Origin of the sequence: Arthrobacter sp. NPDC058192 (assembly GCF_042883665.1) — a bacterium.
Taxonomy (GTDB): Bacteria; Actinomycetota; Actinomycetes; order Actinomycetales; family Micrococcaceae; genus Arthrobacter.
Genome location: NZ_JBHVVJ010000019.1, coordinates 66090 through 81892 on the forward strand (window position 1 = coordinate 66090; position 15803 = coordinate 81892).

The 15803-nt window shown below is 69.6% G+C and carries 13 protein-coding genes; 4 read left to right on the top strand and 9 right to left on the bottom strand.

Annotated features, from left to right (window positions below):
• The first annotated feature begins 93 nt into the window (after positions 1-93).
• Positions 94-1620, top strand: coding sequence for a C40 family peptidase (locus tag ACFVVK_RS17925; RefSeq protein WP_390269972.1), 1527 nt, complete (start codon positions 94-96; stop codon positions 1618-1620).
• A gap of 31 nt (positions 1621-1651) precedes the next feature.
• On the opposite strand, the gene ACFVVK_RS17930 is transcribed toward ACFVVK_RS17925, so the two are convergent.
• From ACFVVK_RS17930 to ACFVVK_RS17955, 6 genes are all read right to left on the bottom strand, one after another.
• The gene (locus ACFVVK_RS17930; RefSeq protein ID WP_390270048.1) at positions 1652-2449 is read right to left on the bottom strand and encodes an ABC transporter permease; all 798 of its coding nucleotides are present in this window, start codon (positions 2447-2449) and stop codon (positions 1652-1654) included.
• Between the two features lie 133 nt (positions 2450-2582).
• On the bottom strand, positions 2583-3716 hold the full coding sequence (locus ACFVVK_RS17935; RefSeq protein WP_390269975.1) for an ABC transporter ATP-binding protein: 1134 nt from the start codon (positions 3714-3716) through the stop codon (positions 2583-2585).
• 76 nt (positions 3717-3792) lie between these two features.
• On the bottom strand, positions 3793-4863 hold the full coding sequence (locus ACFVVK_RS17940; protein WP_390269978.1) for an outer membrane lipoprotein carrier protein LolA: 1071 nt from the start codon (positions 4861-4863) through the stop codon (positions 3793-3795).
• A gap of 110 nt (positions 4864-4973) precedes the next feature.
• Positions 4974-5654, bottom strand: a complete 681-nt coding sequence (locus tag ACFVVK_RS17945) for a hypothetical protein (protein ID WP_390269981.1) — start codon at positions 5652-5654, stop codon at positions 4974-4976.
• Positions 5651-8401 (bottom strand): PEP/pyruvate-binding domain-containing protein, encoded by a 2751-nt coding sequence (locus ACFVVK_RS17950; RefSeq protein ID WP_390269984.1) that lies wholly within the window; start codon positions 8399-8401, stop codon positions 5651-5653. The genes ACFVVK_RS17945 and ACFVVK_RS17950 overlap by 4 nt, the downstream gene beginning before the upstream one ends.
• A 41-nt stretch (positions 8402-8442) precedes the next feature.
• Complete coding sequence (locus ACFVVK_RS17955) at positions 8443-9480, bottom strand: universal stress protein (protein ID WP_390269988.1); 1038 nt, start codon at positions 9478-9480, stop codon at positions 8443-8445.
• Positions 9481-9947: 467 nt separating this feature from the next.
• Here ACFVVK_RS17955 and ACFVVK_RS17960 point away from each other — a divergent pair, with 467 nt between their 5' ends.
• The gene (locus ACFVVK_RS17960; RefSeq protein WP_390270051.1) at positions 9948-10577 is read left to right on the top strand and encodes an FAD-binding protein; all 630 of its coding nucleotides are present in this window, start codon (positions 9948-9950) and stop codon (positions 10575-10577) included.
• A gap of 108 nt (positions 10578-10685) precedes the next feature.
• Here the strand turns inward: ACFVVK_RS17960 and ACFVVK_RS17965 are convergent, their stop codons facing one another.
• A complete protein-coding gene (locus ACFVVK_RS17965; protein ID WP_390269991.1) occupies positions 10686-11279 on the bottom strand; it encodes a copper resistance protein CopC in 594 nt (197 codons plus the stop codon).
• Positions 11280-11401: 122 nt separating this feature from the next.
• Here ACFVVK_RS17965 and ACFVVK_RS17970 point away from each other — a divergent pair, with 122 nt between their 5' ends.
• A complete protein-coding gene (locus ACFVVK_RS17970) occupies positions 11402-12844 on the top strand; it encodes an NCS2 family permease (RefSeq protein ID WP_390269993.1) in 1443 nt (480 codons plus the stop codon).
• Positions 12845-13021: 177 nt separating this feature from the next.
• Positions 13022-13990: a formimidoylglutamase gene (hutG, locus tag ACFVVK_RS17975; protein WP_390269996.1), complete on the top strand. Its 969-nt coding sequence runs from the start codon at positions 13022-13024 to the stop codon at positions 13988-13990.
• Positions 13991-14000: 10 nt separating this feature from the next.
• On the opposite strand, the gene ACFVVK_RS17980 is transcribed toward hutG, so the two are convergent.
• Both ACFVVK_RS17980 and ACFVVK_RS17985 read right to left on the bottom strand, forming a co-directional pair.
• Entirely contained in the window at positions 14001-15308 is a 1308-nt protein-coding gene (locus ACFVVK_RS17980; RefSeq protein ID WP_390269999.1) for a cation:proton antiporter, read from the bottom strand.
• Positions 15309-15426: 118 nt separating this feature from the next.
• Complete coding sequence (locus ACFVVK_RS17985) at positions 15427-15663, bottom strand: hypothetical protein (RefSeq protein ID WP_390270001.1); 237 nt, start codon at positions 15661-15663, stop codon at positions 15427-15429.
• Between the last annotated feature and the right edge of the window lie 140 nt (positions 15664-15803).

A 15803-nucleotide genomic window follows, 5' to 3' on the forward strand; every position in this document is an offset into this window, starting at 1 on the left:
GGTGATCCGCAGAGGGGCCTTTTCATGACGCCAAATTCATGACGCCAAATCCAACCTCGCTCATTCCAGCCCGAGACTTCAACGAGGTTGCCCATGAGCTGGACCGGATCCGGTCGCCCCACGGCTGTGCTTTGCACCGCCGTCGTCCTCCTTGGAGCGCTCGCGTTCCCCGCCCAGGCCGCACCGCTGGCGCCGGGACTCAGCTCTGCTGCGGGCGCGCCGCTGGCGGCCGCCGGCCTGGTCCCCGCGTCGCCGGAGATTCCCTCGCCGGAGGAGATCGCCGCTGCCAAGTCCAGTGAAAGCGCGACGGCGGCAGAGGTCACCCGGATCGACGGCCTCCTGGCCGATGCGTCGGGCGCCCAGGAAGCCAGCCTCGCCTTGTCACTTCAGGCGAACAATGCGTATGGCGAGGCCCTCGTCGAGCTGACCACGCGGCGGGACGCCGCAGCCGTCGCGGTCGCCAGGGCCGCCTCTGCCGAGGCGGAACAGGCCAAGACCCGCAAGCAGCTTGGTTTGCTGGCCAGTGACCTGTACCGAAACGGCGGGCTGAATCCGGCCCTCAGCAGCTTTGTCAGCGGCACGGGGCAGGCGCTCGAAGATGCTGCGACGCTGGAGGCCCTCACGGCCGGCCGCACCCGGGCGTTCGAGTCGGCCGAAAACGCGGCCGCTGCCGCCAAATCGCTGAAGGAAGCCGCCGCGGACGCCAACCGCGCCGCCGACGAGGCCGCCACGACGGCGGAAGCTCGGAAGACCGATGCCGACCGCGCCACCGCGGCTCAGCGCCAGGCCGTAGCCGATGCCAAAGCACAGCGGACCGCACTGGTGGGCCAGCTGGCGAGCCTGCGGAACACCACGGCGGCGCTGGAATCTGCCCGGGTGGACGCCCTCGACCGGCAGCGCCAGCAGGAGCGGCTGGCGGCTTTGACGGCGGCGGCCGGTCCCGCGCCGCAGCCGGGAACGGACTCCCAGCAGGGCACGGGCTCACAGCCCGTCCCCGCCGCGCAGGGCGGCGGCGATCCGGCGCCCCAGCAAATGCCGAGCAATTCTCCCGCGCCGGCCGGGGGATCTTCTGCGCCCGCACCCGTCCCGGCCCCGGCCCCCGCACCGGCACCCAAGCCCGCGCCGGCCCCCGTTCAGGCACCCAAGCCCGCGCCGGCCCCCGTTCAGGCACCGGCACCTGCACCGGCTCCTGCGCCGGTCCCCGTTCCCGCGCCGGTTCCCGTTCCGGTTCCTGCGCCGGTTCCGGACGGGTCAAACCAAACCGCCATCTCTGTTGCGCTCAGTAAGACCGGATCGCCTTACTTCTACCAGTACGGCGGAACCGGGGCCCGTGGGTTTGACTGCTCGGGCCTGGTGCAGAATGCGTTCGCCGCGGCCGGCAAGTACCTGCCCCGCACGGCCTCCCAGCAGTTCGCGCAAGCCCCTGTCCATGTCCCGCTCTCCCAGGCGCGTCCCGGAGATTTGCTCGTCTGGGGTTCATCGCCAGGCTTCTACCACGTGGCCATCTACCTCGGCGGCGGCCGTGTGGTCCAGGCACTCAATCCCGACGCCGGCATCACCGTGACCGATGTTGCCGCCATGTCCGGGATGCAGCTCTTCGGCTACGTGGCCCGCTACTGAGACCACCGCGCCGGCCGGCCCGTTCCCGAGGCTAGGAGAGCACGTCCTTGGTGATGAATCTGCCGTAGGCGAGCGCTCCGAAGACCGCAATGTAGCCGCCCTGCAGGAGCGCATTGGCGGCGAAGGAGTCCCACGAGACCGGCTGGCGGAGAAGATCGCCGAAATCCAGCCAGTAGTGGCTGAACAGCCACGGATGCAGCCATTCAAGTTGCGGGAGCGCGTCCAGGACCTGGGCAACCACCGAGAGCACCACGGTGGCCGCCATGGCCCCCACCGGGACGTCGGTCAGGGTGGAGATAAACAGGCCGACCGCCGATAGCCCGAGCAGTGAAACCGCCAGATAGGCCGCGATCAGCAGGAGCCGGACCATGGCCTCGCCGGTGCCGATCGTGTCGCCGGACAGCAGGGTCACCGGTCCCACGGGGAAGAGTGCCGCGCCGATTCCGGCCCCGGTCAAGGCCACCACGAGCGGGGCGATGACGACGAAAAGAGCCGCGCCCGCATACTTGACGAACAGCAGCCGGATCCGCCCGGCCGGGGCCACCAGCAGATAGCGGAGGGTCCCCTGCCCGGCCTCACCGGCGATCGTGTCCCCTGCCACCACGCCGACGGTAAGCGGCAGGAACAGCGGGACGGAGACCACCATCGCCGTGACGCCCACGAACAGGCCGTTCTGCGCGATCCGGTCCAGGAAGGCCGGCCCGCGTCCCGCCGGCACGGCCGAGGATACCCTCACCGCCACCGCGATCAGGAGCGGAATGGCCGCGAGCGCGCACAGCATGGCCCACGTCCTGCGGCGCCGGAACAGGACGCCAATCTCGGACGCCAGGAGTCCGCCGGTGAAGGACCGGCGCCGGACCGGCGCGCCGCCATGCTCGACGCCGCTACGGCCCTCGGCCCCCTTTGGTGCGCCAGCGGGATCATGGCTGACGGTGGCTGCCGTGCCGCCTGCGGATGATCTGTTACTGGACAACGTCGAACCCCTCCCCCGTCAGCGCCACAAAGCGGTCCTCAAGGCTGACCTGTTCGGTCGCGAAGCCGCGGACCCTGACCCCCGCCGCCACGAGGGCGGCCACCACGGCTTCCGGTTCCACGGCCTGCCGGTCCGTGGCCTGCAGGTCCGTGGCCTGCTGATCCGTGGCCTGCAGGTCCGTGGCCGGCACCGGCCCTGCGGTGCCCCGGGCTGTGGTTTCCCCGGCCGGGGTTTCGCGGGGCACCGCGGACGGAACCACCGGCAGTGGGGCAAAGAGGACCGCGTCCGTCCCTGAGTACGCACCGCCTGAGGTGCCGCCTGTTGTGCCGCCGTCGGGGTTCATCGTGGCGGTTAGGCCCAGGCGCGCCAGCACCTGAGCCGCGGTGCCGGGGTCCGGCGTCAGCACCCGGATCCGCGCCTGGCCCGCCCGGCGCAGCTCCGCCAGGGTTCCCTGCGCCACAAGCCGTCCCGCGCTCATGATGGCCGCGTGCGTGCAGATCTGTTCCACCTCGGCGAGCAGGTGGCTGGAGACGAACACCGTGGCCCCGTCGGCCGCGAGCGAGCGCACCAGATTGCGCACTTCCCGGGTGCCCTGGGGATCCAGCCCGTTGGTGGGTTCATCCAGCACCAACAGCTCGCGCGGAGCCAACAGCGCGTTGGCGATCCCGAGCCGCTGCTTCATGCCCAGTGAATAGGCGCGGACCTTCTTGTCCGCGGCGTGTGTCAGACCCACCCGCGCCAGGGCCGACTGGACCCTGGACCGGCGGGTGGCGGCCGAAGCGTAAGGATCCGCGGCGTCCATGCGGTGCAGATTCGCTGCGCCGGAAAGGAAGGGATAGAACGCCGGCCCCTCAACCAGCGCACCCACGCGGGGCAGCACGTCGCTGAGCTTGCGGGGCATCTCCTCGCCCAGGACGCGCATGGAACCGGCGCTGGCGGCGGCCAGGCCGAGCAGGAGCCTGATGGTGGTGGTCTTCCCTGAACCGTTGGGCCCCAAGAAACCGAAGACCGCACCCTTTGGCACGGCCAGATCGACGCCGTCGACGGCGAGTTGGTGGCCGAACCGCTTGGTCAGGCCCCGGGTCACGATACTCAGCTCGGCCCCCGGCCCTGCGGTGCTCACGCGGCCGTCACCGGGCGGCCGGCGGCGTCGGGCCACGCACTTCCTGCCCTGCGGCTGCTCACCGGTGCGCGACCGCTCACTTTTGCGCGGCGACGGCCTGGAGCCGCTCCACGGGTACGGAGCCGGCGACGACCCGCCCGTCGTCGAGCACCAGGACGTTCACCAGCGCCGTGGAGAGCAGCCGGCCGCCCTGGACAGGCGCGGCGGCCTGCTGGAGCAGCGCCGACGTGTCCGACGCCGGACCGGCAGTTCCGGCCGGGAACGCGATGACCGAGTCCCAGCCGGAGCCGGTCACGGCCGGCTTGTGGGTGGAGTCCTTGGCGGGGGGCGTACGGTGTTCAGTTCCCGCCTTGCGCTCCGGGGCCGGGACTTCCTTGACGGTGGCGCCCGGGGGCGGGCTGAAGGTGAAGACGGAGGCGTCGGGCGCCCCGAGGGTCAGGTTTGTGTAGGCGACGCCGAAAGCGGGCTCCCCTTGTCCGCGGGCCCTGACCTGGACGCCGAGCGGCAGCCCGGTCCGGCCGTCGACTGCCACTGCGACGGATGAAACGAGCGTCGCCCCGGACTTCGGCGTGAGCACCAGGTTGTAGGCGGCCCTGCCTGCCACCTGCACGTCCGCGCCTACAGTCACCTCAGTGCTGGAGTCGATCTTGGCCAGGAACATCGAGGCGAGCTGGTCAGGGGTGACTGCAGGGCCTTTGACATCCCCGCGGTTCTCGGCGGGAACCTGGACGTGGGAGGCCGTGTTGTCCTTGGAGTTGTAGAACCACAGCTCGTTGCCGTGGCGGACAGCATTCCGTTCGGCCAGCCGGTCCATCACTTGGATGCGGGCGTTGGCCGGGCCGTCGAGATAGACCCGTGCGGTGTGCGGACCGGTCAACAGTTCAAGCCAGGCATTTGGCGAATCCGTGCCCGGACCGGTCTTGGGGAGTTCAGGAAGACCGAGCTCAGAGGACTGTTCCAAGGTGCCGGAGAGTGCCGGGCTGCGGTGCTGGGCGATCAGCTGCAGCACTTGCTCCGGCGTCTTGGCCGGCAGAGGATCCCCGGCCCTGGCGGGCAGGGATCCTGCCAGCGCCCCGGCGGCGATGACGGCGGGGACGGCCGCGGCGGGCAGCCAGCGCAACCACTTGCGGCTCCCAACGCGGGTCATCGCGACCGCGACCCATCAACAATGGTTCCAGCAGTCCGCGTCCGCAGTGTGCGCGCTCCGGCAGTGCAGCTCATACGTCCACACTACGCCTGGGTCCGGCCCGGGGCGGCCTACTTCAGCACATTCACAGTCAGCTCCACGGCACCCAGCAACAGCGCAAGCACAGAGGTGCCGAGTCCCGCCACGAGCAGCAGCCCGGGATGGGCAAGGCCCACCACCACGCGCCTCAACCGCGGCATGTCCCGAAGGAACTTCTTGTGCACGGTACCGGGCTCCGGAATTTGCTTCCAGCCCCGGAGCCGGCGCAGGAACCAGGCACAGCGGATGATGAAGGCCAGCCACAGCACGGAGACCACCAGCGGGACCGCGGCCAGCAGGAGATTGAAACCCACTCCGGTGACCTCCCGTTCGTCCGCGCCGACCAGCGACTGCAGCGTCGTTGAGATCGAGGCGCTCATGACCACGGAGACACCCCACACCAGAAAGGCAGCGATCAGGGCGAGGAAGCGGACAAAGAAGTGGCCCAGCACCGTCTCCCGGTGCGGTCTCAGATACAGGCGCGGCGTGGCGTGCAGCAGGGCGAGGCTCGCCAGCAGTGTGGGCAGGGCGGCCATGCCGACGAGCACATACCAGGACCAGCCGGCCAGGTCGAGGAATTCGTCGGCCACGATCAGGGCCGCCCAGAACGCGGTCCAGGACCAGCCGGCCGTCAGCGGATGCTCCACGAGCCACGCGGGAAGCCTCGCGTCCCGGTCCGCGAAGCGGTGCTGGCCCGAGACGTCCGCCGTCATGGTGCCGGCGCCACAGTTCTGGTAGTCACGGCATGTTTCTTCACGGTGCCGGCGGCGCCGTCAACCGTGATGTCGTCGCCTGTCGCGATCCGCGACGTCGCGTCGGGGACGCCCACCACCGCGGGGATGCCGTATTCCCGCGCGACGACGGCGCCGTGGGAGTTGGGGCCGCCCATTTCCATCACCAGGCCGCCGGCCGTCAGGAACAACGGCGTCCAGCCTGGATCGGTAGAGGGTGCCACCAGGATCTCGCCCGGTTCCAGGTGCGCGCCCTGCGGGTCCAGGATCACGCGCGCCAGGGCGGTGACGGTGCCGGCCGAGGCCGGGGTGCCGGCGAGCGCGCCCGCCGGGCTCCCCGCAGCCCCGCCGGCGTCGTTCCCGGCGTCCGGCTGCACCGCCTCCGGCTCCGTTCCGTCGGAGAGGAGCACGCGGGGAATATGCCGCCGCCCCAGTTCGGCCTGGTACTCCTCCCGGCGCTGGTTCACGACGGCCTGCAGGGCGGCGCCCCCGAGCCCCCGCTGCGCTTCGGCCAGGTCGAGGAAGAAAATATCGTCCGGCGCATCGATGGTTCCGGCGGCGGCGAACTCGGCGCCGACTGCCGTGAGCTGCTGCCGGACGGCGCCGAGTGCCTCCACGAGGTGGTACTTCGGCAGTTCGCGCAGGCCGGCGAACATCCGGGTCCGCTTCAGCGCGGCCTGCACCAGTGCGCCCCGCAGGCGGCTGCGCCGCCGCGCCGCGGCCACGAGCCGTTCCACCGCAGCGTCTGCGGCGCGTGCGGCTTTTTCGAATTGCCGGTCCGGGGCGAGCTCGGGGTCCTCCGCGCGCAGATAATTCGCCAGGACCCCGAGGATGTGGATCGGGTCGTCAGACCAGCGGGGCATTCCCAGGTCGATCTCCGCGACCGCGCGGTGGCCGTACCGGGCCAGGAACCCGGAAAGCCCGGTCTGCAGGGGCCCGGGAAGGCGGCCCGCCCGGTAACGCCTGGCCAGCTCGGGCAAGGTGGCCTCGCCGAACACCGCCGTGGACGCCGCATCGTTGCGGATGGCGGCGGCCAGCGACCAAAGTTCCAGGTCCATCTCCGTGGTCACGTTGTTGGGCAGGCCGCGCAGGACGTCCTGCAGCGCCCCGTTGCCCGGGCTTCCCGCGAGTTTCCCGGCCAGGGCCAGCAAGGCGAACCCCAAAGCGGGCAACGGCAGGAGGGCCGGGACCACCGGGAAGAGGCTGCGGTTGAGGATCCGTTCAACGTGGTCCAGGCGCTGCGCGGCGGTGGCGCTCGCGGGGACCACCAGGGCGGCCGCGAGCTGTTGGCCCACGAGGCCGGCCCGGCGCAGGGCTTCTTCGGGCCGGACCAGGGCGCGGAACACCGTCTCCGGGACCCTCGCGCGCGCCGCCACCGGGGCGACGTGGCGCAGGAGCGGCCACGGCGAGGTCATCGCGATGGAGAACCTGGGATCGGCGAAGAGCCGGCGCAGCACGGCGGCGGATCTGGCCTCCATGACGTCGAACACCCGCGGAACGATCGCCCGCCCGGTCTTGCTCCGGACCACGGTGGTGACGTCGAAGAAGATGCGCTGCCCTGCTTCCGCGTAGGGCGAGGGCCCGTCCCGGGGAACCGGCACAGGGAAACGCGCTGTGGCCGCCACGGAGGAGGCAATCAGCCGGATGCCGGCCAGGCCCATCGGTGTCAGGGGCCGGGTCAGTCCCTGGGCCAGGCTGAAGCACAGATAGACGCGTGTCCCCGGCCCCGACGGCGGTCTGACCGGCATCGGATAGAGCGTGGTGATCGGCCGGGACTGTGTCAGCCATGCGGTGCCGTCACGGTCCAGGGCCCATTCGAGGTCCTGCGGCGCGCCGAGGTGTCCCTCGGCGCGGCGGCCCAGGCGTTCAAGTGCGCCCAACTGGGAATCGTCCAGGCTCGGCAGGGAGCCGGCATCGGGTTGCATCAGCCGCTCGGTGCCACCGCCGGGCAGGGGGCGGATCAGCAGGCCCTTGGCCCCGATTCTTCGCTCCGTGATGGTTCCCGTGGCGCCGTCGATGACGAAGTGGTCCGGTGTGACGGCGCCGGACACCACCGCTTCCCCCAGCCCGGGGCTGGCGTCAATGACGGCCTCGTGCCGGCGCCCGGTCACGGGGTTGGCGGTGAACATCACCCCGGCCACGGCCGCATCCACCATGCGCTGGACCACCACCGCCAGGGACACCGTGGACGGGTCGATGCCTTGCACCGCCCGGTAGGTGACGGCGCGGTCCGTCCACAGGGAAGCCCAGCATTGCCGGACGGCCGCCAGCACGGCATCTGCGCCGATCACGTTAAGGAAGGTGTCCTGCTGGCCGGCGAAACTGGCAAAGGGCAGGTCCTCGGCGGTGGCTGACGACCTTACGGCGACGGCGGCGTCCGCTCCCAGCGCCGCGTACGCGGCCCGCACGGCGGCTTCGGTGCCGGCAGGGATGCCGGCGCCGAGCACCAGGTCGCGGGCCTTGGCGGCGAGGGACGCCAGCGCGGAAAGGTCAGCGGGTGCCGTTGCGGCAAGGGCACGCTGCACTTCGGCCAGTGCCGGGGAATCCGTGGCTTCCAGGTAGGCCCGGGTGCCCAGGCAAAAGCCGGGCGGGACCGGCAGCCCGGCGCACGCCAGCTCGCCCAGGTTCGCCGCCTTGCCGCCGACCTCGGCCAGCAAGTCCTGGCCGACGTCTTCCAAGGCCAGAACCAGCCCGTCCTGGGCCGGTTCCGGCCTCCGGGGGTGCCCCATGTGCGGACCGTCCTTCCGGCGTCGAGCCGTACGTGGGGAAGTTAGGAGTCGCCGAGCATCGGGCCGAAGCTGGCCCTGTCCGCAAGCCGCAGGTCGTCGCGGTCCGGCACCACCATCACTGGTCCCTTGGCGTGGTGGAGGACGCCGTCGGACGTCGAACCCAGCAGCATTCCGGCAAAGCCTCCCCGCCCGCGGGTGCCGACCACTACGAGTTCCACGTGACGGCTGGCATTGACGAGGATGTCGACCGGAGAGCCGTCCACCAGCTGCGTCTCGACCTCCAGGGCCGGGAAGTGGCTCCGCAGCCAGGCCACACCCGCGTCGAGCTGGATCTTGATGTCGGCGAACAGGGCATCGCGGTCCATCGGCGCGGGCACCCAGGCAAGCGAGCCCGTGTACTGGGGGACGGCGCACACCAGGCGCAGCCGGGCGGAGAGGCGTTCGGCCTGGGCCGCGGCCTCCAGCACCGCGATGCGTGCCTGGTCGGAACCGTCGACGCCGACCACCACAACGTTCTCGACCGGCTGGCGGCCGGACTTCGCCCGCTCGGCCAGGACATGTTTGTCGGCAGTGGTTTCGCCCAGACGGTCGGCACAGATCAGCGGCACGGTGACGGTGGGGCACTTCGCGTGGGCGGGCAACGCACTGCTGACCGAGCCGAGCAACCGGCCAACAAAGCCGCCGCGGCCACGGGTTCCGAAGACCAGCAGCTCGGCGGATTCGCTGATGTCCAGCAGCACGCCGGATGCGTCCCCGTTTTCAACGGACGCGTCGACGTCGATGTTGTAGCCGGCCACCTTGTCCAAGGCGTGCTTGAGAATGGCTTCGGCACCCTCGCGGATCACGGAGTCGTCCACGGTGGCGTAGCCGCCGTCGAGCCCGGAAGCGGCGAAGATCGGAACCGAATAGGCGGTCACGATGTGCAGCGGGCGGCCCCGGCGCTCGGCCTCGCGGGCGGCCCAGACGAGGGCACACTGGCTGTGGTCCGAACCATCGAAGCCCACCACGATTCCGCGCAGAGGAGCTGGCTCGCCGCCGGTCTCCCATTCCGGGTCCGGGTGCACCTGTTCACGGCCCATGGGGTCCGCCTCCTCGCGATTCTTGCCTGATGTTGCGGCTATTCTGCCAGACCTGCCGGCGCCCGGCGTTCACCGGCTGGGGCGACCCGGACCCTGCGCGCAACAACCCCTCTTTTTCCTCACTATTCTCGGTTAATTGCGAACATACAAGACGGCGGCAGACGGGCCGCGGCGGCCCCGGACCGAAGGATTTACGCAGAATTAACATGCCGGCGCAGGGCCCGTTTCCGGGCTGGTTGCCGGCGGCGGCCTACGCGGAACCCGCTTAAGATGCGGGCAGTTCAGCCAATGTCCTACCTCCCCTATTCACGGAGCGGGATCTTGGGTATTCTTCGATTCGTTGCTGAACCGAGACTGGTAATTCAGAACGCAGCTGCTCGGCGGCTGCGGAACCCAGGCCGAGGTCAGCGCCGGGGCTATTGCCCCACGACTGGCGCCATTTCGAGGAGGACCCTGCAGTGTCGAGCATGCCTTTGTGCGGCGGGATTGAGCGGACCACGGCCGTGGTCATCGGGACAGGGCTCTCCGGCCTGGCTGTGGCCAGCGAGCTCGAGCGCCGCGGTGTTGCATCCATCATTGTGGACGGCCTGGATCTCCTGGGCGCCGGTCACCCGGCCAACACTTCCTCGCTCCAGCGCTGCGACGCGGCTGATGCCGCCAGCCTGAAAGAGCGCAACGAAATCCTGCGGCATCTGCGCAACTACGCCGCAAGCCACAAGCTCGACGTGCGCAACGGCATCCGGGCACTGCAGCTGGACCACCTTGACGCCGGCACCGGCGGGTCCTCCGCCGGGCAGTGGGCCGTCCAGACCCCGGGCGGGGTCCTCCTGGCCGATCATCTGGTCCTGACCCGCTGCGCTCACAGCCAGTTGCGCCGCATGCTCTCGGAGCTCGGCATGGCCGCCGGACGGAATGTCATGGCGGCGATGCATGCCCTGGGGATGTATCTCGTGGGGGTCGGCGAGCTCATCACGCCCACACCGAAGGAAGTGCTGCGCCAGGCCAAGGTAGTGGGGCAGGCGATCTCCGCCAAGGTCTACCCGGACGGACGGCCCGCGCTCCTGCCCGGCGCCCTTTCCCTGGCTGCCTCGGTCTAGCCCAGAGGCAACGTCTTCCAGAGGCGAATGGGGCCGCATACGGCACGACGGAGGGCCCTGAACGGGGGCTACGTGACCCCGCGTTGGTGTTCAGGCTTCAGTGTCGCTTCAGTCTTCAGTGTCGCTGCCCGCGTCCGGCGTGAGGCGGCGCTTGGCCATGAGGGCGAGCGCCACCAGGATGCCGATGCCCACGGCGACGAAGCCCATGACGCTCCAGGGAAACGGCTGCGACGCGTCGGGCGCCGGGGTGGGCGCCTGTGTGGTGCCCGGCTGAGGGGTGCCGAGCGTGGGAACCGCAGCAGCCGCCGTCGCGCCCGGGGCAGCCGCCGCTGCGGTAAACGTGAAACTGCCCTCGATGGGATGGCCGTCTGAACTGGCCACCCGCCACTGCACGGTGTACTGCCCGGCAGGGGCACCGGCCTTGAGCTTCTGCGAGGCCACGTTGTCGACGATCTCCACCGGACCGTCCGCCCAGTTGGAACCCGCGGCGCTGCTGACCACGATCTGCGACCCCAGGGCCAGCGGATTATGATTGAACGTGACCGAAACCTTCTCCGGCGGCGCCGCGAGAGTTGCTCCGGAGGAAGGGCTGGTGGACTCCGCGGTGTCGTGCGCCGACGCCGGACCTCCGGTTCCCAGCAGAACGGCGGCGGCGACGATGGCGCCCAGCAGGACACCCCTGAACTGTCTGATCAGGCGCATGGGCAGGCTACTCCTAGTGTTGTCTTCCTTACAGACTAGGCGAAAACGCGGGGTTGTCCGCGGGGCGCCCAATAAGATATAAGGCAACACCCATCACTCCCGGAGGACTCATGCAAGGTCTAATGCTCAAGCAGGACTCTAAACTCGACCGGTATTTCAAGATCTCCGAGCGGGGTTCGAACGTCTCGCGCGAGATTCGCGGAGGGTTCGCCACGTTCTTCGCCATGAGCTACATCGTGGTGCTGAACCCGCTGATCCTCGCCGGACCGGACTCCACGGGCGCGACGCTCGGCTTCCCCGCCGTCGCCGCTGTCACAGCCTTCGTGGCCGGCATCCTCACCATCCTCATGGGCGCGTGGGCGAAGCATCCCTTCGCGCTGGCCACCGGCCTCGGCGTCAACGCGTTTGTCGCGGTCACCGTGGCCACGAACCCGGGCCTCACCTGGCCGGACATGATGGGCCTCGTGATGCTCTCCGGCGTCACCATGCTGATCCTGGTCCTCACCGGCTTCCGGACCGCCGTGTTCAAGGCCGTTCCCGAGGGACTGAAGACCGCGATCGTGGTCGGCATCGGCCTCTTCATCGCCCTGATCGGTCTCGTCAACGCGGGCTTCGTGCGCCGCATCCCGGATGTCGCCGGCACCACCGTTCCGGTCGGGCTCGGCTTTGACGGCAAGCTGGTGGGCTGGCCCACTTTCGTGTTCGTCTTCGGCCTGATCCTCACCATCGCCCTCGTGGTCCGCAAGGTCAAGGGCGCCATCCTGATCGGCATCGTCGCCTCGACCATCCTGTCGGTGATCCTGGAGTCCATCCTGCACATCGGCCCCAGCTTCGACGGCAAGACCCACAACCCGCAGGGCTGGTCCCTCGTCGCGCCCAAGTTCTCCGAGTGGACCGCGCCGGACCTGTCCCTGATCGGCAAGGCCAACCCCTTCGGCGCCTTTGAGCATCTCGGCTTCGTCGCGGCCACCCTGCTGGCGTTCGTGATCCTGCTCAGCATCTTCTTCGATGCCATGGGCACCATGGTGGGCCTGGCCACCGAGGCCGGCACCATCGACAAGGACGGCAACATCCCCAACGTCGACCGCGTGCTGCAGGTGGACGCCCTCGGCGCAATCGTTGGCGGCGGAGCTTCCGTCTCGTCGAACCAGATCTACGTCGAATCCGGCGCCGGCATCGGTGAAGGTGCCCGCACCGGCCTGGCATCGGTCGTCACCGGCCTGCTGTTCCTCGTGGCCATGTTCTTCACCCCGCTGATCAACCTCGTGCCGTTCGAAGCTGTGGCTCCGGCCCTGGTGATTGTCGGCTTCATGATGGTCTCGCAGGTCGGCAAGATTGACTGGCAGGACTGGGGCATCGCGATCCCGGCCTTCCTGACCTTCACCCTCATGCCGTTCACGTACTCGATCGCGAACGGCTTGGGCGCCGGCTTCATCAGCTTCGTGCTGATCCGCCTGTTCCAGGGCCGTGCCCGCGAAGTGCACCCGCTGATGTGGGCTGTCGCTGCGGCGTTCCTCCTGTTCTTCGCGATCGGCCCGATCGAGGCCGCGCTCGGGATCCACTGAGTCCTGCCGAGAACCCTCCGCCGAGACGGCAGTTCCCGGTGGTGTTTGTAGAAAACGCCATCATGAACTACCGTCTCGGCCCTGTTTAACGTCCGCTAAACGCGGTTTTCCGGGATTTCGGACACGACGACGGCGGAGCCGCTGGTTTTCGGGCGCCGGCTGCGGTGAGCTAGGACCATGGTTACTGCCGCCCTCTTCGTCGACGTTCCCCCGCTGCCCTGGACCGGAAGGTTCGATGGCGACGGCGCCGAGCACCGGCGCTGGTGGCAGGCCGTGACTGCCTACGCTCCACCGGCGTCGGCGGCCGCGCACCCGGCCCCATTCAGCAGCCGGACCGCCGTCATACTCGGCTTCGGCAGCGATGAAGGGGTGCGCCGCAACAAGGGCCGGCCCGGCGCCGCGGCCGCGCCCGCCGCCATCAGGGCCGCCCTGGGCCCGCTCGCCTTCCACTCCGGCCGGGACGTGCTCGACGCCGGGGACGTCACCGTGCGTGACGGGTCCCTGGAGGCCGGCCAGGCGCGTGCCGGGCAGGCCATATCCCGGATTATCGACGCCGGGCAGCTGCCGGTGGTGCTGGGCGGCGGCCATGAAACCGCGTTCGCCAGCTACCTCGGCGTCGCAGGGTCGGCGGCCGTGCGCGAGGGCCTGAGGGTCGGCGTGCTGAATCTGGACGCCCACTTCGACCTCCGCGACGAACCCGTGCCCAGCTCCGGGACGCCGTTCCTGCAGATGGCCCGCGCGGAAGCGGCCGCCGGCCGCGAACTGCGCTACGCCGTCGTCGGGATTTCCGAGCCGAACAACACCCGGGCACTGTTCCGGACCGCAGAGGAACTGGGCGTGGACTACCTGCTGGACGAGGACTGTACGGCAGAGGCCGCGCAGTCCTTCGTGGCGGAGTTCCTGGCGCAGGTGGATGCCTTGTACCTGACGATCGACCTGGACGTCCTGCCGGCCTCGGTGGCTCCCGGTGTCAGCGCCCCGGCCGCCTACGGGGTGCCGCTGCCCGTGATCAGCTCCGTGTGCCGGCAGGTGGCAGCCAGCGGGAAGCTCCTGCACCTGGACGTCGCGGAGCTGAATCCGGAGTTCGACATCGACGCCCGCACCGCCAAGGTGGCCGCGCGGCTGATCACCACGCTGCTCGGGTAACGCGGGCGGGCTAAACGGCGGTGCGGGGAGCTTCCCCTTCGTCGCCGTGCTGTTCCAGGGCCCTGCGCTGGCGCAACCGGTCCAGCCGGTTCATCACCGGGGCCGTCGTGGCGCCGTGCAGCACGATCGACATCGCCACGACCAGCCCCGCCAAGGCCCAAAGCTCGTGCGCCTGCGCGGCGAAGTTTCCCGTGCCCAAAGCGAAGGCGACGTAGTACAGCGAGCCGACACCGCGGATGCCGAAAAAGGAAATCGCAATCCGCTCCCGCGTGCCGGTCTTGCCCCGCGCCAGCGCCAGCCAGCCGGAGAGCGGCCGCACAAGCAGGAGGAAGGCCAGCGCCACCAGCACCTCTGCCCAACCGATCCCGGCCAGCAGTCCGCGGGCGATGGCACCGCCGAGCAGCACCAGGATGACCACGGTCATGAGCCGTTCGAGCTGCTCCACGTAGGAGTGCATCACGCGGTGGAAGCCGTGGGTGCGTTCCGCGGCTCGGATGGTCACCGCGCAGACGAAGACTGCGACGAACCCGTAGCCCTCGAGCATCTGCGCCGCCCCGTAGGCCAGGAAGGTCGCGGCGAGCGCCACAAAGCCCTCCGAGTGGTTGGAGAGCCGGATACTTTCGTGCCGGGCGGCGAAAAAGAGCCTGCCCATCGCTTTTCCGGCCGCGAAGCCCAGGAGAACGCCGATGCTGATCCGCCAGAGCACGTCCACGGCGAACCAGGGCGCGAACCACTCGGACGGGGACGCGCCGACCAGGCTGATGGCGATGGCCAGATAGACAAACGGGAACGCCAGGCCGTCATTGAGCCCGGCTTCGGAGGTCAGTCCGAACCGGATCTCGTCTTCGCCGCGCTCGGCCTCACCCTCGTCGTCGGCCGGCTCACCCACCTGCACCTCGGAGGCCAGGACCGGGTCGGTAGGTGCCAGCGCGGCGCCAATGAGCAGGGCGGCACCGAGGCCTAGGCCCAGGACCCCCAGCCCCAGCAGGGTCAGGCCCACGATGCAGAGCGGCATGGCAATGCCCAGCATCCGCCAGGTGGTGGACCACCGGCGCAGCCCGACCGGGCGGTCCAGGGCCAGCCCGGCGCCCATCAGCGAGATGAGGACGCACACCTCGGTCAGGTGCGTGGTGAAGTCCGCGTATTGCACAGGATCCGGGTCCGGCAGGCCGGGGATGAAGGTGAAGGCCAGCATCCCCGCGGCGAGGAACACCATCGGCATGGACAGCGGCGCGTTTCGCAGCAGCTTCGGCAGAACTGCGGCGGCCAAGACGGCCAAGCCCGCCGCCGCGAACACGATACTGGTCACCTCGAACACGTGCTTTCCCTCCTGCCCGCGGCCCGGTCTCCCGGGAATGAGTCGGGGCGCCGTCCCCAACGGAACGGCGCCCCTCCTCTAGAACATACCCGCGTGCGGGGTGGAAAGCCGGTAACGATCAGCTACGGCGCACCTGCACGCCGTCGGACTGCAGGAAAAGCTGCGTTTCGGACGGCCCGGCCGGGACCAGCCAGAGCACATTTCCGCTCAGTGAGACCTCTTCGACCTCACCGGCCGCAATGACCTGTGCGTGCTTGACGATTTCGACCCGTTCGCCAGCCCGAAGGCCGCTCCAGTCGGAAACCGTCGCTGCTGATGCAAGGCGCCTGGACAGTACCGTGCCGCGTGCTTTCATAGAACTATTACCCCTTTGTATGTGTTCTTTGCCACAACTTCGTCGGTGTGGACTTTCCATTTGTACTACACATCCCGTGCTCCCGAAGGCCGTGTTGCCGAAGATTTCGGGAACACCGGGAATTCTTCAGCTCCCGTGCA